Annotated in this window: 17 protein-coding genes and 1 pseudogene; 6 read left to right on the forward strand and 12 right to left on the reverse strand. The window is 47.1% G+C overall.

Annotated elements, in window-relative coordinates:
- Positions 1-5: 5 nt before the first annotated feature.
- Positions 6-1217: a cytochrome P450 gene (locus LC334_RS16740; RefSeq protein WP_085799751.1), complete on the forward strand. Its 1212-nt coding sequence runs from the start codon at positions 6-8 to the stop codon at positions 1215-1217.
- A gap of 8 nt (positions 1218-1225) precedes the next feature.
- Here the strand turns inward: LC334_RS16740 and LC334_RS16745 are convergent, their stop codons facing one another.
- From LC334_RS16745 to LC334_RS16755, 3 genes are all read right to left on the reverse strand, one after another.
- Positions 1226-3304, reverse strand: a complete 2079-nt coding sequence (locus tag LC334_RS16745; RefSeq protein WP_085799752.1) for an SUMF1/EgtB/PvdO family nonheme iron enzyme — start codon at positions 3302-3304, stop codon at positions 1226-1228.
- A gap of 375 nt (positions 3305-3679) precedes the next feature.
- On the reverse strand, positions 3680-4531 hold the full coding sequence (locus tag LC334_RS16750) for a hypothetical protein (protein WP_085799753.1): 852 nt from the start codon (positions 4529-4531) through the stop codon (positions 3680-3682).
- A gap of 1 nt (position 4532) precedes the next feature.
- Positions 4533-5783, reverse strand: a complete 1251-nt coding sequence (locus LC334_RS16755) for a TIR domain-containing protein (protein WP_139836336.1) — start codon at positions 5781-5783, stop codon at positions 4533-4535.
- Between the two features lie 98 nt (positions 5784-5881).
- On the opposite strand from LC334_RS16755, the gene LC334_RS16760 reads away from it, so the two are divergent.
- From LC334_RS16760 to LC334_RS16775, 4 genes are read left to right on the forward strand one after another with little or no spacing between them, the layout of a single operon-like run.
- Entirely contained in the window at positions 5882-6358 is a 477-nt protein-coding gene (locus LC334_RS16760) for a TIR domain-containing protein (protein WP_085799755.1), read from the forward strand.
- Positions 6345-6992 carry an Nmad2 family putative nucleotide modification protein gene (locus LC334_RS16765; RefSeq protein ID WP_085799756.1) on the forward strand — a complete coding sequence of 216 codons (648 nt, stop codon included), beginning with the start codon at positions 6345-6347 and terminating at the stop codon, positions 6990-6992. Before LC334_RS16760 ends, LC334_RS16765 begins: the two co-directional genes overlap by 14 nt.
- Before the next feature lie 7 nt (positions 6993-6999).
- Positions 7000-8118, forward strand: coding sequence for a nucleoside triphosphate pyrophosphohydrolase family protein (locus LC334_RS16770; RefSeq protein WP_085799757.1), 1119 nt, complete (start codon positions 7000-7002; stop codon positions 8116-8118).
- A complete protein-coding gene (locus tag LC334_RS16775) occupies positions 8115-8789 on the forward strand; it encodes a uracil-DNA glycosylase (protein ID WP_085799758.1) in 675 nt (224 codons plus the stop codon). Before LC334_RS16770 ends, LC334_RS16775 begins: the two co-directional genes overlap by 4 nt.
- A gap of 139 nt (positions 8790-8928) precedes the next feature.
- Here the strand turns inward: LC334_RS16775 and LC334_RS16780 are convergent, their stop codons facing one another.
- From LC334_RS16780 to LC334_RS16795, 4 genes and pseudogenes are all read right to left on the reverse strand, one after another.
- The gene (locus LC334_RS16780) at positions 8929-12240 is read right to left on the reverse strand and encodes a TIR domain-containing protein (protein ID WP_085799759.1); all 3312 of its coding nucleotides are present in this window, start codon (positions 12238-12240) and stop codon (positions 8929-8931) included.
- A 48-nt stretch (positions 12241-12288) separates the two neighbouring features.
- Positions 12289-13257, reverse strand: coding sequence for a CBASS cGAMP-activated phospholipase (locus LC334_RS16785; protein WP_085799760.1), 969 nt, complete (start codon positions 13255-13257; stop codon positions 12289-12291).
- A gap of 133 nt (positions 13258-13390) precedes the next feature.
- Positions 13391-13534 (reverse strand): annotated as a pseudogene (locus LC334_RS16790) (IS3 family transposase); the annotation flags it as partial.
- Positions 13535-13706: 172 nt separating this feature from the next.
- A complete protein-coding gene (locus tag LC334_RS16795; RefSeq protein ID WP_223413041.1) occupies positions 13707-13961 on the reverse strand; it encodes a hypothetical protein in 255 nt (84 codons plus the stop codon).
- Positions 13962-14078: 117 nt separating this feature from the next.
- Between LC334_RS16795 and LC334_RS16800 the strand changes: the two genes are divergently transcribed.
- A complete protein-coding gene (locus LC334_RS16800) occupies positions 14079-16355 on the forward strand; it encodes a KAP family P-loop NTPase fold protein (protein WP_085799761.1) in 2277 nt (758 codons plus the stop codon).
- Between the two features lie 13 nt (positions 16356-16368).
- On the opposite strand, the gene LC334_RS16805 is transcribed toward LC334_RS16800, so the two are convergent.
- From LC334_RS16805 to LC334_RS16825, 5 genes are all read right to left on the reverse strand, one after another.
- Entirely contained in the window at positions 16369-17916 is a 1548-nt protein-coding gene (locus LC334_RS16805; protein ID WP_085799762.1) for a recombinase family protein, read from the reverse strand.
- A 195-nt stretch (positions 17917-18111) separates the two neighbouring features.
- Entirely contained in the window at positions 18112-19278 is a 1167-nt protein-coding gene (locus LC334_RS16810; protein WP_085799763.1) for a type IV secretory system conjugative DNA transfer family protein, read from the reverse strand.
- A 267-nt stretch (positions 19279-19545) separates the two neighbouring features.
- Positions 19546-19929, reverse strand: coding sequence for a hypothetical protein (locus LC334_RS16815; protein ID WP_223413042.1), 384 nt, complete (start codon positions 19927-19929; stop codon positions 19546-19548).
- A 41-nt stretch (positions 19930-19970) separates the two neighbouring features.
- Positions 19971-20291 (reverse strand): pentapeptide repeat-containing protein, encoded by a 321-nt coding sequence (locus LC334_RS23300; protein ID WP_085799806.1) that lies wholly within the window; start codon positions 20289-20291, stop codon positions 19971-19973.
- Between the two features lie 410 nt (positions 20292-20701).
- Entirely contained in the window at positions 20702-22327 is a 1626-nt protein-coding gene (locus tag LC334_RS16825) for a DUF6531 domain-containing protein (protein ID WP_263286543.1), read from the reverse strand.
- Positions 22328-22422: the final 95 nt, after the last annotated feature.

Below are 22422 nucleotides of genomic sequence, written 5' to 3' on the forward strand. Positions count from 1 at the left end.
ATTTGATGCCGAAACCAACAGAAATAACTCCAGCGTTCCTGGCTAATTTAAGCCAAATTGGCCAGGAAGTCTGTCCTTATAGAGTCGGTGGACGTCAAGCTATTTTAGTGAATGATATAGACTTGGCAAAAGCCGTACTTAACGATGAATCTACTTATAAAAATTACTATCATCCGTATACAGAACTCTCGTCTGCATTTGAACGTCGAGCGGAATTTGTCTTTTCCAAAGCTGGCTCAAAGAAAAAATCCACAAGCATTGAAATTTCAAAAATCATTGATGCCAACACTGACAAATTAGTTTCTTCTATATTGGGGAACTCCAGTAATAGCGGTGTCTGTATTACTGATGCTGTGCGGGCTTCCTTGTTGGATATTATGCTCGAAATTCTGTTTGATTGTAAGATTGGTAAACACTCCGCTGAATTGACTCGCGCTTTAGCATGTATCGAGAAGCATCACGCAACAAAAAACAGTTTAAACTTCACGAGGTTTAGCAAGACGGAGATATTCGAAGTCGAAATGGCAAATAGTGTGTCTAGAGCTGCAATTGACATTTTGGTATCAAAATCCAGACATTTAAAACGAGTAAGAACGACACTCGGAGATCACCGCTTTTTGATTGCGATTACTCGCACTCTCCAAAAGGCATACAATACACCGGCAATGGTGTTGTCTTGGTCGCTTTGGCTATTGTCCCGTCACACGCTGGAACAGGAAAAACTCAGAGGAGAGATTTTGATCCATTCTGAGGTTGGCGAGTTTCTTGAACTCAGTAAGATTAGGCGGTTAAACCTAGCCAGATCGATAATACTTGAAACACTTAGGTTGCTCCCCGGCGCTTGGGCGCTAGGAAGGGAAGCGGTAAGGAACTCCAAACTAGCGGGCAGAGACATCCCGTGTGAGACAATCGTTACAGTTTCACCTTATGCAATGCAAAGGAACGAACGATTTTGGAACCGCGCAAAAGTATTTGATCCTTCAAGATTTGATGAATCCAGATCGAATAGCAAGAAACCAGAACCATTTTTCCCGTTCGGGCTGGGACCAAGGCAGTGTCCAGCGCAAAGTTTCGCGATGTTAATGCTACAGTACATCGTCGGAAAGATCGTGAGAGAATATCACATCGAAAAAATTGATAGTGATGATTTGCTCCCGACAGGGTATGTGGCGTTGCGCCCAAGCCGTCCTATTAAGTTGAGTTTAAGGCACATTTAGCGACTATGTTATTCAAGTGATCTCGCAGGACGAACACCAAGGTAACTAGCGCGGTCAGATGGGTTGTGTACAAATCGATACGCTAGGCGCGCAGTCAATGGTGGAGAATCAAAACTGCCACCGCGATTGACTCTCAAAATTGTATCGCTGGTTGGATCCTCCTTGGAGTAAGATGAGTATTCATCCTGACACCACTCCCACACGTTGCCGTGTACATCGTGAAGCCCCCACGGGTTAGCTCGGAACGACCCAACTGGCGCGTGTACTACGAACCCATCATTAAGCAATACATCCGCATTGAGGATCGCTGGCCAGGCCACACCAGCAGATTTGGCAGCTAGATCTGCCAAATTAGCCGCGCCTTGGAGCGATAGTGAAGTCTGACCGGTCCACCAAGGCGAACTCTCGCCAGCACGGGCAGTATATTCCCACTCCTTTTCTGTAGGTAAACGAAGACCCAACTGTGACATGGTTCGTGAAGCTTGATGCCAGCTAATGCGTTCAACAGGATGGGTGAGCAAAATAACATAACCATCTGAAATACTTTGTCCTGCTGAATAACGACTGGGCAGACTTCCTTCCGATCGTAGCCACTGGGCCTGTGTCATTTCAAATTTTGAGATGAAGAATGGTTTAAACTTCGTGGAATGCACAGGTCCCTCTCGTGCATGAGCATTTGGATCAACGTTTGCGGTGCCCGATTGGGACGCTCCGATTGTACCGATACCACCGGGGATCAAAATGAAAACCAGTCCCATTTCTGACTGAATTTCTATATTTCCATTTTGCATTCTAGTTGCAATTGAACCAGATTGAAGATGAGAGAACTCCCAAAGCCCTGACTTTGGATCCTTGCCAATAGGGACCAATCCTATCTGCGGCTCGATTTTCAACCCTCCATAAACCTGGCTCTGAGAAATGGAACTAATCGCCTCTTTCCACTTTGCTTCTGCATCGGTTCCTGTGATGGAAGCCTCTCGGATTTTCTGAGAAAAATTTAATCGTTCTCGGACGTTTGCTAACATTCCAATAAATGGATCCTCGTTACCAAATTCCTCCAAATCACTCACTAGAGCAACAAGAGTGTCGTGCATCCACTGGTTCTCAGTGCTGGGAAAGCGCCAGTTAATTTCCTCACTCAGGAGCTCGATTTTTTTAATCCTTTCATCCAATATCAGCAAACTTCGTTCAAGTGATCTGATCAGATTTGAGCTAGCATCAGTGTCTTCCTTTCGAGCAGAAATTCTGCGTTCTAGCGCATCACGTTCTGTCACGAACGGCTCTAATTCAATCCCTGCGGATAAATCGCTGCTTGTAGGCGCCTCTATCGTTCCTGACTCCCGAAGTTTGGCGATGGTGGCAGAATGCGCTTTCTTTCGTTCTAGTAGGTTTTCCGCACTTGCGATCCACTGTTCAAACGAAGCGATATTTTCCGGAACAGCCGGATAGAGCGCTTCGGCTTCCGTCCTTAAGTCCGTTAGTCGACGCACGTCAGAAGCTGCTAGGAAGTTGTTCAAATTTAATCGAGCGATGGAAAATTGCCAAAATGCAGTTATCGCAATAATTAGAAAAATCAGACTAACGCCAGAAAAAAACCTGACGCGAATGCTATCTTGCCTGGTCGACTTAAATCCCTTGAATAGACCACTCAAAACATATTCGCTGGGCTGATCAATATTCGCAGAATTTTCAGCTATATATAGCCTTTTGCTAAGTAGTCTCTTTATTTCCAAATTTTCGGCGGCCTTAGAGAAGTTCCCGTCAAAGTCAATCAGAATTGGATCTTTGCCGTGCTCAATAGACAGAGCGACCTCCTTAATAACCCAACTTGAGGTGAGGGCATTTGGGCCTGCAAGTACAACAAGGTACTTGCTCATCTTTACTCGCCTTACAGTTGCTCTTTGAAGATCAGTGCCAGGTGAATAGATTTTTTTGTCCAAAAACACTCTGAAGCCGCGTTTTTCTAACGACTCTGCAAGTTTGACTGTGTATCTAGGAAAATCTGCGTGTGCATAAGACAAAAAAAAGTCATAACCAAATAGGTAGTCAGTCAACCTTAGAAGAACATCGCTTAAAAATTTTAGCAAACCAGATTCTCCAATGATAAAATTGGGATATTTCCTATATTATGGCGGCTCGATCAATTTTTGAGCTTAGCTTCACACAGGTTCCGGCTCAATGTCGATCGCAAATAACTGAGTTTTCCGGCAAATAGCAGGCGAAGAATTCAACTGGCCAAATACTCTTTCACTTTCGCACTTGAATACGATGCATAAGCGTTCACATGAAAAGGCCAGGTTCGCGCTCCGAAACAAAATCGGCACACAATCCCTTCAAACTTTCCAGAAAATCACTCTCCATTTCGAATTAAAATATAGGAAGAATGTTTGATCACGACCGATCTTCAACAAGAAAGGCATGCTGCCTTCCTTTGCATCCTCCCCACTTCAAGATATGCAAATTTACTTATTCAATTTACCAAGCCCATGACCAACCAGCGCAGAAATTTCGCTCGGTCTATATGTGGCGGCAAGAATAGCATTCTCTTCCGCTGAGAGGCCGTTCTTGCTCCAGTCTTGCGACCTGGTAGCCGCCTCTTGCAAGGCGTCTAATCCCGCGAGAACCTTTTGGTAGTCGTCTTGTTCTGTCTCGTATCTACGGAACCAAGCTGCATTATCAGGTGCCAATATGGAAATTGCGTCAAGCGTCGCCCCACCGAACCCACCCGCCAAATACAACGGTTTTCCCGCATCGACCGATACTAGAATTTCTTCGATTATGCCGGGGTATCTGCCAAAAAAACCGGTGCGCTTTCCGCCTAAAACGACACGTGCATCGGTGGTTCTTACTAGGAAATTTCTAAGACCCGAAAGCGATCTCTCGAGCAACTCACACGATGGCGCAAAAGATAATGGGTCTTCCTGCGGGGAGTAATCTGTGGGTACTCCATCTTCGTCCAAAAAAATTATCTCTCCGAATAGCCCCAAATGCTCTTCTTGTTTACTAATCTCTTCCGCCGATAACCTTTGATGTTCGGTGTAGGCAAGACACACTTTGAATGGGCTGTTTCTGTTACCGTAGCGTTGAAGCTCATCAACTATGAACTGAGTGTAACCATCATCTCTGAGGTGTCCGCCGTAGTAGAGTTGTCCTCCTGCGAACAAGATCGTTCTTGCGATTTCCCCCAATGCTAATCTGAAATGATCTTCAAACAGGCCAAGTTGCGGTAAGTCAGCGCTGTCCGATACCGAGATACCCAAAGATAGACCATTCAGTGCATCAGAAGGCAAAAATTCATTAGCATCATTAGGCATTTTATCCGCCCCGCATCGCCAGCAATCGGGGCGTCATTACATCAATTTCAAAATCTAGTTTGGAACTCTTAGCCATGGATTTAAGCACTCCGAGTTCATCACGACCTAAAGGCGGGTCAGGGTGCAAAATTCGCACAGGTCGCGAATTTGGAATCTTGTCCCCATTGTCTAACACGTGCTCAATCCATGCAAGAAGCGTCAGTGGTTCCGGTGCGTGCGAGGACCACCAATCCACCGCAAGTGCGGCGCCTTCTTCCGCGACTCGTTTTTGTACGCGCCAAATCTCGCGCTTTAAGCATTCATCTGTAAGTAAGTTCAGAGCTCGCGATATATCCGTTTGTTGCCAGTGGCCTTCGTCCTTGTGGGTAGGAATTCGTGGAACATGATCCATAAGAAATGAACCTCTTTCCTCACCAAGACCGAGCGCGTCCAGTGTTACGACTGGCATACCTGTAACTTTCGCAACTGCGACTTCTTTTTGGCACCATGCTCGACTGGCATACAAATCTGTTCGCACGGCTAAAAGCGCACTGTTCTTTGCGTTTTTTATGAGTTCGGCTTCCCAATCTTTTCCCGGTTGAAGGTCGTGCGCGTCGAAAAACTCATCCAACCTTGTTGCAGCGATGAACTTCCTAACCCCGTCTACCAACTCATCGACGTCCTTTCCCTCGCTGAGGTTGCTTCTTTTAGTGTGGGATAGAAAGACTGTAAGACGCGCATCATCTTCATCTGCTAGAAACTGTGCCAGACCTTGGCTCAGGTCTCGGCAGCGCAGACCCACTTCGGTGTCACCATCGGCTAATTTGGGCGATGCGCCAATCTGTTGAAACGAGCCAAAAACCTCACCTAACTTGGTCTGGTCGGTTGCGCTCTTGTTCAGTGCGAATGGAAAAGTTGCTATCTGCTTCGGTTTTTTTTTCTGACTCTCAACCAAACCGACCACAAATTCGTTCCAAGATGATCCATCTTCCTGGACTGCCCAAGCCATGTGACGTCCAAGCAAGGGGACAAACGCGACAAATTCAGCTGACGCTAGGCCATTTGGTCCTGACGTCTCGACTGAGTAGCATGGCTGAGGGCAACCCCCATCGCAATCCCATCCTTTGCTCCTAGCGGCGACATGAATTCCGCCGCCGATTATACCTGAAAACGATACACCGCGAAAATGATCAACAAACTCACGTGCGATCTGTTCACCCTCGATATCAAGCGGATGCCAAATCACAAAGACTTCAAGGACTGGTGGTAACATCAAAAGTTCCCGCAAGGGTTGAGAGTTGATATTGGATACTCCATATAGTACCGTAAGATTCAGAAATCTCAACATTTATGCATAAGAGACGCCCAACTATGTCGAAAGAAGTAAAGAACGTTTTCATCAGTCACATCCATGAAGATGACGCTGGACTTGGCGACTTGAAGAACTTGCTGAAGACAAACGGCATGGAAATTCGCGATAGCTCTGTGAATTCAGATAAACCAAACAACGCCAAGAATCCCGACTATATCAAGTCACAAATATTGGCGCCAAAAATTGACTGGGCAAGCATAATGATCGTCTACATCACCCCTGAAACTAAAAACAGTGACTGGGTGAATTGGGAGATTGAACGAGCGTTCAAGCAGGAAAAAACCATTGTCGGCGTTTGGGAGCAAGGCAGCAACGGATGCGAGCTCCCCGAGGCATTGGAAAAGTTTGGGGATGCCGTTGTTGGCTGGGACGGCGGTCACATAATAGATGCGGTTAACGGCGACTATAAGGGTTTCAACAACCCTGACGGAACGCCTTGCAAGCCGCAGCCGATAAAACGACATGCCTGCAGCTAAGAAGGCGGACAGGCAAAGCCTTTATTCGTATGTCGTTCGCTATGACAGCGGATTTGCACCGAACCCTTTCGGCGGGTACTGCACACTGGCGACATGCAAGCCTGGAATTCGCAAATCTGCTCAAATTGGCGATTGGTTGCTTGGGACAGGCAGCTCGAACAAAAAGGTTAACCGTGGCGGTCACATTGTCTACGCGATGCGTGTGGAAGAAGCTGTAGAAACGTGCGACTATTGGCGGGACGAGCGATTTCAAATGAAGAAACCCGTCATTCCCGGAAGTTGGAAAACAGCGTGTGGCGACAATATCTATCAACCGCTGAAAGATGGCAGTTGGCATCAGTTAAATTCCTATCACAGTCGCGATGATGGCTCACCCAAGAAACCGCATATTGCTCGTGACACGGCTGTACAGAGAATTTTGATTTCCCAACAGTTCGTCTATTTTGGCGCAGAAGGTCCGTTGCTCCCCAGTCCGTTTCGTGAGGGTGGAGCGTGGGACTTATTGCGATCGAAACGAGGGTATTCAAGAATCCAGGATACTCAAATAATCGATGAATTCGAATTCTGGTTTGAGTCTCTCGAACTTACAGGGTTTCATGGCCAGCCTTGGGACTGGTTGCAATATTACAAGTGAGAATTTTATGGCACTTACTATTTCGGAATACGAAGAACGAATTGCTCCGACTGATCGCCTGACCGCCGAGAACTTGTCGCCAGTTCTATTAGGTCTTTTTGGTGAAGTGGGAAGTATCATGGCCACGTCGAAAAAATTGCACCGTGAAGGCGAAGCCTTCATTGCGTACCTCGATGCTGTTGAAGAGGAATTCGGCGATGCTCTCTGGTATTTATGCGCTTTATGCCGCCGAGTAGAAGAACCGCTGGATCAGATAATCAGCGACGCTTGCAACGGCGAAGATACCATTTCATTAACCGTCGCCAGCCTGCATCTTGCCGCTCCTGTCGCAAAAGTCCAAAAGTTCCAGAACCTTGAAGTTATAGATGTTTTACTAAAGGAGCTCGGGATAAAGGCCGCGGACCTCTTGAATGCCGAGGTCGGGCAAGTGGGATTACGTGAACAGATCGTTGATTTTACTGCCGCCTACCTCAAGGCCGTGCAGGCTTCGAATGTGCCGTTTGGCAAAGTTGTGCGTTCAAACTTGGATAAAGCAACTGGAAGATTTATCGCGGCAGATCAATCCACACTACCTCGCTTTGATGAGAAATTTTCCGACGATGAAAGCCTTCCTGACAAATTTGAGATTGAAATTCAGGAGCGTCCGAACGGAAAGAGTTATCTACGCTGGAAGGGCGTTTTCATCGGAGATCCGCTAACGGATAATATCGGTGATCCAGATGGATACCGTTTTCATGATGTGTTTCATTTTTCTCACGCAGCGATTCTGCATTGGTCTCCAACATTTCGTGCGCTTATTAAACATAAAAGAAAGAGCCGACCCGATGTCGATGAAGCGCAAGATAGCGGGCGCGCAATCGTCATAGAAGAAGGCCTATCTGCATACATTTTTTCTTGCGCAAAAGAACTGAATTTCTTTGAGGAGCAGTCCACGATTTCATTCGATATCCTAAAAACCGTCAGCCACTTTGTGCGTGGATATGAAGTCGAGCAGTGCCCGCTCTATCTGTGGGAAAAAGCCATTCTGCAAGGGTATGAGGTATTCAGAAAAATCAAGAAGAACAATGGTGGCTTAGTGGTGTGTGACAAAGTAAAACGCGAAATTTCTTACAGGGCATTGCTATGATAGATTCGAATAGCGCAAACGACATTGTCGGCGTTTTACAAAGTTACCGTTTCAAGAACGCATTTAACCCATACCAAGATGTGTGCGAAATACACGACCATGAGAAATCTGCTGATATTAGAGCGGACATACTACGCTGCATGTTGGAGCGTGCAGAAGCGGAAGTAGTTGATGCAATTTGGATCGGTCGGGATTTGGGCTACCGTGGAGGGCGAAGAACTGGTCTTGCACTCACCGATGATATTCGATTCTCCAATCATTTAGAGCGGTGGAAGCTTGAAGCCGTGCGTCCAACCAATGGACCACCTGTAGCGGAAAGAACCGCACCAATGGTCTGGGATTTTCTCGATCAGATACCTGCAAACATTTTTTTGTGGAATGTGTTCCCATTCCATCCTCATTCACCAAGAGATGCGTTTTCAAATCGAACGCACAACGCTGAGGAACGTCGATTTGGAGAAGCGATACTCAAAAGCATTCAAGAATTGATTGAACCTAGAAGAGTTATTGCGATTGGAAATGATGCTACGAAGGTGGCTCAGCAACTTTTTCCTGAGTTAAACGTCCATGCAGTCAGGCATCCAAGTTATGGTGGTCAGGCAGAATTTGCAGCTGGAATTGAGGAAATCTATTCTGTGAGTAAGCCCGTCAAGCAACCCCGCTTGATCTAATTCGGCTATGCCGCACAAAACCTTAGAGGTTAGTCAATTCCCAGGCGATACCTAGTTCATCCCGCACCAAACGGAAAAAGAACTTAAGTACGATCTTAATGTACAGGAAACTGCCGTTGATGTATCAACTTTGCTCGTACTAATTGCACGCGTTCACATATTTGATGCTGCTCGAAACATTTTCTTTCCAATATTGGCGACTGATACCGCCCCCCAAAAAGGAGCATACTCCCGCAATCAACTCGGTTGGACGCCAAACGAAATCTTGGATCGTTTTGCTGTCCATATGAGCGAGACCGGTGACGCGAAAACTCATTTCATTAGGCAAAAAGAATGCACTTTCGAACCCGTTAGGAAATTCTCGCGAATAGACTCGCCTACCATCGCTCAACCGAACAATGTCGATCTCAGTTCCGCCCTTTAAGAATTTCAATTTGTTTCTAATGCTGGGCCCATTTGCCCAATCAGGGGAACTCAAAATCATCAGGTGTGACTTCGAGCTGTTCAACTCTACAGATACAACATTATTTTTGGATGCGATTTCCTTTGTTGCACCAGAACCTATGTCAAACGCTTGAATTTGAAACCTTACGTTTCGATCATCAATTATCACGGTAGGTATAGCTAGCAGAATTTTTCCTTCGTACGTGCTACTGGCAATCACGGGAAGCATACTCAAAGAGCGATCACCGGCCGTAACGCGTCCTAAATCGAAAATTTTTAGTTCTTCCGACTCAGATGTCAGGTCAATTTTCCACAAGGAAAGTGAACCAAGCCGCTCGTGATCGCGGTCCTCGTCAAGGACAGCCGAAACAACTATCACACTATTGTCGTCTACCAAAGATGCACCTAGGATGTTTTGCCCCGCGGGCACAGCGAGCTTCCGAACCCAAAATTCCTTACCTTCAATACGATGAACAACTGTAATTCGGTCTCGAACGTCGGCGTCATCTTCAAATGACCAATCCCCTTCCGCTGTGTAGTATGCGTAGCGCCCGTCAGAACTAATTCTCTTTCCAATCGACCTTTCTAGCGTAAAATCAGTTCTTCGAAATTTTTCGGTATGAATACACGCTCGATCAGGGATCGACGCCAGACAAATCACATCGTCAAAGCTGCGAGAATCGAACGAGATAAGTGCAAACTTGCCCTTTTCGTCGAATTCAACACCCACGACCTCTCCAGGGCCCGATTTCAAGTGTATCTGGTACCACTCCGATGTGTCAAAATCCCATAGCGTAGCTCCCAGCTGATCCTTAAATGGCGTCAATTCAAGATCTTCATTAGCCGAGACGAAAAGAGGTGGTTTGTTTTCATCCGCAATGAAAATCGTCGTTCCATAGGATCTCTTGGATTCCACGAGACCTGGTGTGGTCGACGCGTCGACTTCGTGAAGTTCGAGTGGTGTATGGTATAACAGTGCCCCTTGATTGAAATTGAGAACCCCGCCTCTTATGCTGGCTTCGCTGATCGCAAAAGCATCTTGTTTTGATGTTGTATCCCTGAGACGAAGACCTTTTCCTTGCTCCAACGCAAGTATCAACGTTCCATCATCAGACACCGACAATATACTCGGGTTAGGGTCGTCGCCAATTAAGTCATTGCCAACATAGGTAATTCCGTCTTTTTGCACACCGTATATCCCAATGCGGATAAATCCGAACTCCGTGTCGCGCTCAACTATGGCAAAGTACTTGGAATTCGTGCTCCATGTGATGCTACCTAAAATGTTTTCGATACGGCCTTCCGGTTTTGGTAAAACTGAATCTGTGGTTGGAGGGTTGAAAGTGCTACCCGACAACGAGTATTTACCCAGGATTTCAAATTGCCCATTGTTCGAGCGACGAAAATTAAGAACGTGAGCACCGTTAGCGTCTTGCAGGGTTGCCATGACGAATTGACCGTCTGGAGACAAGGCACTTGATGAAATAAAACCGTCACTGTCGGCGACCGTGATTTGAGAAAGCTTGTCGCCAGTGGCAACAATTATTGTGCGATTTTCTGTGCCAAACGTTCGTAGGTGGAATGTATTGGTAGCAAATGAAAAGTCACATTCATCGTAGAATCCCGCTAGTTCGTGTTTTGCTTGGTCAATCACCTGTTGTTCTGGAGCTAATTCAACGAAAATGAGGTGTACGAAATCTTTCTCGTCTTCGAAGTCAGGTTCCTCCGCAATACACAATGCAAGCGATTTACCATCATTCGCCAAATGTGCTCTTGTTTTGCCTGTGAGCGGCGAAAATAGGCCGGGGATACTTCCGAAACTTACAAATTGCGAGAGGTTTTCTGTAAGATCAAACTCTTGCCAGTCACCGCTGGCCATGTTTGCAAGCTGCAACGCTACATGGATTTCACTTTTCTGGGCATCTACCTGATTATTAACAATCAGCTTGCCAACTCTCCCGCCATCCGTCGAATAGAATATGGCGGGGCGCTGTCCTAGCGCAAATGGCGTGCCCGGTTCCAATAAACGTATGGTCTTTCTCAAATCCTCCCTTTCAGGAGCGACAAAATACATCGATTGATTTATCAGGCTGGCCGCCTCTGGTGTCTGCGAAAGGAAATGGGAAGTTGCTGCCAACTTCGCAGTAGTCGCGGCACCATATAGCCTGTCTTTTTGCCAACTGAATTGGGCTTGATTCAATAGATAAGCTGCAAGGGCCTCTTTCGCCTGCCGTTGTGCTTCGACTTCGTTCGCAATCGCATTATCTCGTTGTTTTTTTGCCTCAGCTTCATTGTCCCTTGCCAACTCAGCTTGTTTAACGGCCTCCACCTCATTTTTTTTTGCGAGCTCCGCGTTATCTCTAGCTAGTGAAGAGAAGTAATATAAGCTCACCGAAAGCAAGATTAATCCAAGCGACGTCAGGCTTGCTACACCAAAAGCAGTTTGCCGGTATCTGATGTCAGCCCCAAATACTTCGTCTTTTTCAACACCTTCTAACCGCGCAACAATTCCCGCTACAGAAGATAGAAAATCTTGGTTCTCCTTTCGAGATAACTTTCGTTTTCCAACCATCCAGCGCAGATCAACATAAAGTGGTTCTGAATCGAGGCGATCTTGCAGAATTTGCGGTAACGCATTTCCCTTAAAGGCGTGCCTTTCGCCTCTCTCTGCCGGCTGCCAAGCGAGTTCACCTTCCAACAGTACGATTATTATGTCTTCTAGCGTTTTTCCGGAGTTCAGAAAGTACTCCACCTCCCGCTGAACCCAATCCGATTGAGCCGCGTCCGGGGTAGCGCAGAGTATAAGGAAGTCAGAGTCTGAAAGCGCGGTGGCGATGGAATTCCAAAGGTTAGGTTGCGCCTTGAGCGCTGTACGATCTCGAAATATTGGTCGCCCACGAACCCTATAGGCCGGAATCGCTAAACGAGCCATTCCGCGATGAAGTCGATCGATTGCATTACTGTTGTCGCTATGTACATACGATATAAAAGCGCGATAGCGAGACATAAGCCTTCATCCTTGTTTGCTATCAATTGCTTTCAGCGGCCTCAGTCATTATCCGCCAACTTGCAAGGTTGGCCCAAATTTTGGAGCCGCAACTCCATTCAAGAATTGCTCTTTCACCACTTTCTTGTGTTCAATCTTTCTGGCCTGATTTCGCCCCAATGCTACAAGTCTCTCGATCTTTTCAAGGCGTCCGTCATCCATGCTGAATTCATTTGCAGGTACAATGTGATCAATACGATGATATCGATCTTTTAGAAGCAGTTTGGCCTGAGCCGATGCAGATTCTGCTTGTCCGCGCATCAGTAGGTCAATTAGCCCGATATTCCAACGTAGCGCACCCGAGTGTTCGTGTTGAGCTATTGTGTGGGCAGAATATGTTGTGCCGATACTAAGAATTGCTATTTCCGAAATAGGCTGATCTAGAAACGCTACTGCCTCCACCAAACCTATCATGCTTGGGTTGTTTGCCCATACGCCTCCGTCGACATATTGTGATCCTTTGAAATCCACCGTCCTGGCGGCCTTGAAGTAGGTAGGAGCTGCAGACGTTGCCAAGGCAACATCTATTGCCGAAAGATCAATGTCGTGCACGAAATCAGGTGTGTGAGCTGTTTTGAATAGGTATATTCTGCCCTCGACTGCATCATATGCTGGTATAACCAACCTGTTAGTAGCGTTTCCAATTCTCAATTCACCTAAGATGGCGGAGAGTTCAGATCTCAAAGGAGCTTGCGAAAGTTTTGGCGCCAAAAGTTGACGAAGGGAGGCTCGAGCTCGAGCGAACCGACTTGTGTGAGGAAAGATATTTGGCCCTTTGTCTTGATAAAAACTCAGAAGATCAGAGGAAGAGAATCCCAAACCAAGCCCTAGTGCAAGAATGCCTCCGGTAGATGTACCGACAATAAGGTCAAAGTGGGAGGAAACAGGTTCGCCAATTTGCTCTTCAAGTTCGCAAAGAACAGATGCGGTGAAAGCACCTAGAATTCCACCTCCATCAAGGCAAAGTATTCTGAACATATATTTTTTCCAATGTACTAGATCACCACTAACCTTAACGCATCTGTCAAGAGTAGACTAGACTCGCGACGACGCAGCGATTGCAAACTTCTAAGTGGACCTGTCGCGTTTCTGTGCCGTCCCGAGTGCTCGTTTAGGCCGCTTTCCCTTCGAATGCGACAGGGCTTTTCCAGCCCAGTGCTGAGTGCCGTCTGTGCGGACTTTAGGAGCCGTTGATGTATTCGAAAATTGCCGGTTCTGCGGCCCTGCGGGTTGGCCACGAACTTCGCCAGATCAGCAAGGGGTCGGACATTGAAAGCTCGCAAAAAACGAAAGCTGGAAAACTGGTAGACGTCTTGGCATGCGTGACGCGCTCAAGAATGTAGATGTCATCCTCTACGATGAATTTGCTGATTGCCTAAAGAACCTAGAAGGCCGCTTGTCTGAAACGGGTTAGCAAACTCTCGAAATCAAGCAGCATCTCGAAAATCAGGTGGATCCTGGTTGTTGAGAATGTATTGCCGTTTTTCAGGCGGCTTAGGTAGTGGCTCTGATTTATCGAATTTTTCGATAAGTTGGCTTTGGTTCTTGAGGTTTAGTCTCCACAACTCAGGCCTCTCGCGAAATGGTTCTGAATTATCGAAATGCTCGATAAGTTCGATAACTGGGCCGTTTTGGTTCACCAAAGGGGACACCTTTCCCAAAATCGCAAAACCACCGCTCAATTGAGCGGTGGTTTTGGTTCGAGATGGGGTAGAAAAGTTCTACGCAGTTAAGCCATATTTTGAGAAGCCCAAGGGGGTATCGAACCATAGAAAAATCCACATGGTATCATTAGTGAAATGCGCGATAATCTGCAGGCAAACCAACTAGAAAGAACTGATTTGGATCACTTGATCGACAAGCCCATTGATTCACAAGATGCTGACATACTCGGTTTTCGAAATGTCGCCAAATCCTTGCTTGAAGCTATTACTGCTCAACCCAATACTACCAGTCTCACCCTAGGTCTTGATGGATCTTGGGGGTCCGGAAAATCCAGCATTCTAAAAATGCTCGAAACATCGATTGAGAAACAAGACAACGATGATGAAATAGGTCTCGTTGTGATACCTTTTTCGCCCTGGTTGGTGACAAACCGTACAGCGTTAGTTGCTTCGTTCTTCGCTCAACTTGGTTCTGCGATTGATGAAGCAGAGCATAGAATTCCTAAAGATTGGGGCATATTCAAAAAGAGGGCAGCAAAATCACTGCGGAAAGCACGGAGAAAGCTGAATAGGTTTAGCAGTCTAATTTCTATCGCCTCTTCCGTGACCGCCTCTTTTGACCCCACCATGATATCGACGGTCGCTGCCGGTAGTTCTAAAGCCGCTGAAAAAATCACACGCGAAAGTGAGAAAAATCAAAAAACACTAGAGGCGATAAAGGACGAACTAACTGCTAGCTTATTGCAAATAGCCAAAGCTGACCCATCGTTCAGGATTATTGTTCTAGTTGATGATTTAGACAGGCTTGACCCTGATGACGCATTGGAGGTGCTCCGCCTAGTTAAGGCAGTGGGCGATTTTCCCGCGACAACATACTTGTTAGCCTACGACCGTGGGGCAATCGCTCATGCTATTGAACATAGCGCAAAGGTAGAAAACGGAGATCTTTACCTTGAGAAAATAATTCAATTTTCCTTCAAGGTACCACCTCTTGAGCCATTCCAACTGCGAAATTGGCTTAGATCTGAGCTCGACGAGTTATTCCCTAATTGTATTGACCCTAACACCACCCACGCATCGTCAGTATTGGATCATTGGTCAGGGAGATTGCTTCACACACCGCGAGACGTGAAAAGGCTTTTGTTTTCGTTGCGGGCAATCTGGCCTAATATCAAAGGGAAAGCTGATCTGTTAGATCTTGTCTGGCTACAGCTATTAGCTCAAAAGGCTTCAGAAAACGATAAAGATCTCTACTCTTGGGTAGTTAGGTATCTTCAGGCGATCGAAGCCATCGCGATTGGTGGCAGTATCACTGGCGAAAAGCAAGATCGAGAACAGCTTGAAGTAATACTGACAAATCTTGGTTGGAAAAAATACGTTCATGGCGAGAATGGAAATTCCATGGATTTCCATCATCTAGATGAATTGCTGATTGGCGTGACATCAAGTTTTTTGGGTGCGAACGAAGATGATTGGACGCATAAACTTGATGATGCATCTCTCCAAAGATTTAGAGACGGCAAGAGACTATCATCGCCTTGGCACTGGAGGTTGTATTTTGCATTCGATGAGCCTTCCCACGCAGTTACTGATGATGAGTGGAATGCGTTAGTCGACGCATCAAAGGAATCCGTCGAGAAATTGGCTGCGGCTATTTCGATGGTACTCGATTTTCGGGGAGGGCAGCGAAGGGACGCGGCCGATCAGATTATTAGCCGTGCCACTCATGCCGCGACTAAATCAAATCTGGAGCATCCTAACAGGTGGTTAGTTGCGATCACCAAGCAAGCAGCGTCATTGGAAGGGCATTCAAAAATGGACCGGTTTTTTGGTCTGACCAACATATTTGAAATGCAGTATAAATTATTCGCTCGGACAATAATGAACCAACTTCAAAACGGTGTGCGCTCCGATACCATCAAGGAAATTTTTGAACAAAAGTCGAATATTTGCCCTGCTTCAATTTTGCTTCGCGACCAATTTCATCTTTCAAAAAAGGACGAACACGAAAAACAAGAGAAATACTTTCTGACGGATAAGGAGTTAGAAGAGGTTTCGCAGAAGCAACTAAATATCTACGATAAACTTGATCCCAGCAGCTTTCGAGAATTGTGGTCACCTTATGATGTCCTTTACGCATGGAGAGATGTCAGCGGATCAAACACCGGCCCCAAGAAACTCCTAGATAAAGCATTTTCTGATGAAGAAGGACTAGTGAGTACACTTGAGATCTTGAAGTATGTCAGCAGCAGTTCGCAAAATGGTATCCCACGTGTACCTGAAGGGTTTTTGAAGAATTTTGTAGATACCGAGTTTCTCAAGAAGAAATTGGACTCTTATGCTGGCGGCACCGGTGCGCTGGCAGATAGGGCTGCTGATTTATCCAAGTTGTGGTGGCCAGAGGAAAAATAGGTTCTCCAAGCAGCTATGCCGCGTTTTTAAGATTATCGGGCCGTTGATTTTTAAGATTTCGTCGCCATTGTTCTGACTTCTCGGGAATGGGTTCTGATCTATCGAAATGCTCGATAAGTTCGATAACTGGGCCGTTGTTGTTCACCAAAGGGGTCAGTTCGGAAAAATTACGGCTCTGGAGCCACGAATATGGCTTAAGGCAAAGCTCTCTTCCGATCACCGCTCGGTTCGAGAAGCAATTTTCAATCATCCAACGTTTTTCCGCTGGCTTTGCTGATCTATGAAGCTCTGCAAGGTTTTTCATGAGTTCGAGGAACTTTTTCATTTGCGCGCCTGTCGGGTGAAATTGGGTCGATTTTCCCTGTTCTTCTTTCAGAGCAGCGAGTTCTAACTTCAACGTTCGTTTACGCTCAAAGAAGTCATCCTGGCTGATTGCATTGTCGACCAACAAGTCGGTCAGTCGAGATAAGCGAGCCATTGCCTGGTCCATGCGTAACTCAACAGAGCGAATACCTTCGTCACGCTCGTCACTGTCAATCCACGCCATCCAATCTTTTTGAAGTTGCGCCGCTTGATCGTCTGATATTTCGTACCGAGTAAATGCAGTGGATATTGCGTTCGCCAAACGATCCTCTCTGATAGTCATGGTCGGACAGGAAGAAACCTGACAGCGGTAATAAACGCGTCCTTTCTGCAGTTCCGGGGTCATTGGTCCATCGCAATGCCCGCAACGGAACAGTCCTCGGTAGAGATGATTGTGCCGGGTGATTTTCTTGCCTGCTTTGCCCGCCTTCACATCCTGCACCCTCTGAAACATTTGAGTATCAATTATCGGCTCATGAATGCCCTGATACACCGCACCTGTCCGTTTGATTACAATGAGGCCGGTGTAAAAGGGGTTGCCGAGAATGGTTTCAATACCGTGTTGGCTGATTGGCTTTCCCGCTAGGTTTCTCAAGCCAAGATCTTCAAGGACGGGCATCAACGATCGCATCGAATATTGACCAGAAGAATAGAGCCTAAACGCTTCTTTGATGAGTGGTGCTTTTTGCGGGCAAGGCGTTTTAGGATTACCCCGTCCATTATCTAAATACCCAATTGGCGCACGAAACGGATACAGCCCTTGCTTGAGACGACCATTGAGGCCTTTGATACATTCTTCGCGCAGGTTATGGACGTAGTGTTCGGCGATGACAGCCTGGAGATTGGCAGCCAGACGCCCGCCTTGTGATTTGAAATCCAGGCTCTCGGTGGCGAAGAAGATGTCGATGCCAAGACTAGGTAATTCAGATACCAGTGCCCAATCGCGTAAATTGCGAGCGCTACGGTCGATCTTGTGCATGATGAGACCTTGGGCCTCGCCTCGCTTTAGTTTTCGAAGCACCTGATTAAAGATCGGCCGACCCCTCTTGGCAGCGGTCTCCTTTTCCTCAAACCAAGCGGTGACTGTGAGATTGTGCTGACTCGCAAAAGCCGTGATGGCATCTTTCTGTGCTTCGAGGGACACCCCTTCACCTTGCTTCTGGGTGGACACTCGAATGTATCCAAAGCACGGTTTCATATATCGTCTGTTTTGTGATCAGACTCTACCAAATCTTCAGAATTTTGCGAATCCGGCTCATCTCTCCAGGGCCATGACCCGTCTTCAAGCATGCGCAAATAGATGCGTTTGCAAAGTTCGAGATGTTGCCGCAGATGGTCGTCATTAGTCATGCCCCCATGGTATATCTGGCACCAAAATTCGCTAGCAGTCATTTTATCGACCGCGATGATGCGGTGGATACATGGAGGCCGAAAATGGTTTCAGACGCTCACCCTTGTTCATAAGCCAGACAGCCGAGCGATGGTTGGGCTGGTTTTGCAGGTCCTGCGCGGAAAATGGCGGCAGAAGCCTCTCGAAGAGTGGCGCATCATTCGCACCGACGCGGTAGACAATCATCGTGCCCATATTGCCCAGAATGGCGTCCTGCACCTCGGTGTCGGTCTGTGAAAGGTGCTGGTGGGCGAGAACAAGCCCAAGGCCATATTTCCGCGCTTCTGAGAGCAGTCCAGCGAATGATTTTGTCGTCAGATTGTGGAATTCATCGACATAGAGAAAAAACGGGCGGCGGGCCATCTCTGGGAGCCCATACCGGGTAAAAGCTGCCTGCATGATGCGGGAGGTTATCAGGCCGCCCATGATGTTCGAGATATCTGCACCAAGCCGCCCCTTAGCCAGGTTCACAATCAGAATTTCTCCGTGATCCATCAGCATACGAAACCGTAGCGGCTCCTTCGGTTCACAGAGTGCTGTCCGAACCGCCGGATGTGCCAGAAACGCGCCGATTTTATTGGCGATGGGCGAGACCCCGTCAGCGCTGCTCTGGTAGTTCATCGCCGTATATTCATGTTTCCAGAAGAATCGTACCTGCGGATCGTTCAGGTTTTCCGTCACTTGCCGTCGAAACCCTTTGTACACGAACAGCTCTAGGATATCGCGCAGATCGGCCGACGGTTGTTCCAACAGCGCCAGCACTGCATATCGCAAAACATGCTCCATGCGCGCACCCCAGGCATCCGGCCACTGCTTCTTCAGGGTCTCGATGAGGGCGGACGCTACCAATGGTCGGTATCGCGCCGACACGTTCTTGAGTGGGTTGTATCCAAGCGGACAGCCCGGATCGGCTACATCCCAGTAGTGGTGTCTGACATCGAGGCTCTGATGCAATCGCTCCGCCAGATCGCCATGTGGGTCAATGAGGCATAAACCTCGTCCAAATGAAGCATCTTGCCATGCAAGGTTCTGAAGGAGCGTAGATTTCCCGGTGCCCGTCTGACCAATTAAATACAAATGCAGCAGCCGGTCTTTTTGTGCAATGCCAAACGGCGCCGAGTTTTCATAACGGCGGTAGGCAAGTCCTAAAACGGAAACAGCACCCTGCATCGCGCCATTGTCTATGATTGCGCTACCGTCATACTAGCAGACAAGAGATCGGCAGAAACGATGCGGTGAATGGTTCTATGAGGCGTCCCAGACATTCACCCGTGCCAATCTCGCCAGGTTTTAAACAGATCATTCGCTGTGGCCAGCTTCGACCATCAAACAGTGGACGGAGCTGCCGTTCAGTTCAGTAGTGGCAATGTCTGCTAATGGGCTGCTGGTCAAAAACGGTCGTTTGCGCCGGTGACAAAAACGTATGAGTTTTGTCCTTTAAGGAGCGACAACCGCCCTTATCGCCTCAGCGGCGACGACGGCACCTCCGGCAGTGAGCATCCACTTGATAGCTGGTCCAACTTGGTCAGCGACACTGTCAGAGCTTCTTCGAAGAAATCTGGCCAGCGATCTACTTGCTTCGACCTTAGCCGCATCGAGCTCTAATTGAAGCGCTTCATTAGTCTTTTGCTTCTTTTCTAATTTCTCTTGAAGGTCTTTGACCGTGTCCAGCAGAAGCTTGTTGATTGCTTGTATCTCTTGACTGTCCCGGTCATTTGGTCGTTCCGGCAGAGCCAGTCGCACCATTTCGCAAACAGCGAAAATCTCGACCAAGGCAGCATCAAATTGCGCTTCCGATCCAGCGTCACTCGATGCAGTCAAGGCACGTTTGGCGAAGTCTTTCCGCCGGACACCAAGCTGTCTTATCTTCTGGCGCTATCAGGAAGCTGAACGTGAGAAGGCCATTTGGTCTGAGCGTTGTATTCTATGAACTGGAGCTCAGCACCTCGCAGGTCACACTCGGATAAGTCTGAACCACAAACATTTGCGCAGGAAAGGTTTGCACCGGATAGGTCAGCGTTCCCGAGAATGCGATCTTGTAGGTCGGCGTGGGAAAGATCGATCTGGAAATCGGTATCCCTGACTGCATGAGAAGCACGGCTATCGTCGTCTCTCTGTCCTGAGCGCCGGCCGTTCCACTCGTCGATACTCCTAATCAGACGATCAACCTGTTTTTGCTTAATAAGACCGCTTTAAGTGCCTCTATCTCTTATACTGTGGCTATAGATCGGCGACTTCCGATCGGGAAGCAACTTAACCCAAGAATCCCGCGTCGCTTGAAATCAAATGTGCGAAATATATTTCACAGTAGCCTTCCGTCTTCGAAACCGTCGGAGAAATCTGCGACATGTATGGGCCGCAAGAGTGCTGGAATTACTTTCACGCTGCCGGATATGTCGCAGGTTAATTTAGAAATGCTTTAGCTTTGCCATGCAGATTGCCCGTGGGCTTGTTAGGGTCTGATGCCGGAGGGGGCAGGTCACGATCGACTTATTGTTCGCCTCAAATCATTTGATCTGTATCACCGGCAATATGTCACGTGTGATGACTAATTTGACCATCTCGTTCGGGCTGCGTTAGTCAGCACGTGGTACTACTCCGCATCGGCACCAAACCAATTGTCATTTGACAGTGCGATGACGTCCAAAAAGTCATTAAATGTTCGCGTTATCTTGCCAGCCAAAATTTCGCCTTCCTCGCTGGTTAGCTTTTCAATGTCCCCAGCTTCATTGTAAGCGATGGTAATTGATCCTTCCCCAACTAATGATACACGATGGAGTTTACCAAACGTGTCGCTGTATTCAATTTTTAATGTCTGGCCTGTGGCATCGGAAATCCATTTATAGCGTCCAATCGGATCATAACCAATTTTCAAGGATAGGCTATTGCTGCTGTGTGCAGCCGTTATGTTACCAGCATGGTCGTATTCGTAAGTCCACATGACACCAGAGCCTGATTTTTCTTTATCGCTTGTGTCGAACCAGTCGAAAACAGAGGTGTATTTTCCTCTTTCATCGAACTCCAAGTGTTCTCGATAACCTTCGGCCGTGATTTTCTTCTTTGGGTTTCCGGCACTATCATATTCATAATGTGTAACGTCACCATTTACGTTCACTGTCGACGGTCTAGCTAAATACGGATGGTAAATGGTATCAGAGAAATCGTCGCCAAGATAAGACAATACACGTTTCAGATAATGTTGACCATCATCGCCCACTTCATGCCAAAACTCATAGCTCGCTTCGAGACTCAACTTACCATCACATGACTTGGTTACACTTGATTTATAGTGGTTTTCGGGGTCGTCTTCTTGCGGCACATAATTGTACACTTCAAGGCAGCCATCTCGTTCCTTGAAACTTGTAACCCAATCTTTTTCTTGATTGTAAGTAAGAACTTTGTCCGTATCATCTGGATATCGAATTCGTGTGAGATTGTGTGCTTCGTCGTATTCATAAAAGTACGTGTTTCCCCATGCATTTTGCATCTCCACGAGGTCTTCGCCCTTATAGTGATATGTGGATTCAAATCCTTCAGAAGACAGGATTGAGACAATTCTTCCACTAGCCTTGTCGATCTCAATCTCTAGCCATCGACTTTGATCGTCGCGAATTCGTCGAAGCACGCCATCTTTATAAGAAAAATGCGCAAAATTATTTTCGGAATCTCTCGCGAATACCAATTTCCCAGATCGGTCAAATCGTTGCAGACCACCTTCGGAAGTATGTCGCACGAAGTTGAAACCATCAAATTCTATGAAATTAGATGTGTCCCGGCCACTTACGTATCTTTCCAATAATAGAAGTGGCGGTCGCCATGATGCGTAAATATTGTACTTTGAAATTAATACAGCCCGCAAGTCTGGGTTATTCAAGGACCTTTCGAATTCTCTTCGTAGTTTCTCCAACTCTGCTTCTGAAGTAGACTTGCGAGATGCTGCAATTTGCCTGACCGCCTCCTCATTCGCAGCCCGCATCTGCGTTCGATTCAAGGTCGCAGAAGAAGTGTACAAAGTCTCAAGACCGGCGCCGCACTCTTTATGTAATAATCCACCAGAATCAGTGGTGACGAGTCTCGACTCAAAATCGGAGCACCAACCAAAACCAAATAGCCCGTTGAACAAGGACCGACTTTTGTAGCCTCGACGAACCACTAAATCGAAACCTTCTCCCGGAACGATCAAATCCGTCCAAACGATCAGGTAACTTCCGTCTTTCATGTCAACTTCTGCACGCACCGGCCCAACATTCGACGCGATTAGCATCAGTGCGACTAGGAAACTGCTCCAAGCTCGTGCGGTGCGGCTAAAAAATG

The sequence above is a fragment of the Roseovarius aestuarii genome, assembly GCF_019966515.1.
Classification (GTDB): Bacteria; Pseudomonadota; Alphaproteobacteria; order Rhodobacterales; family Rhodobacteraceae; genus Roseovarius; species Roseovarius aestuarii.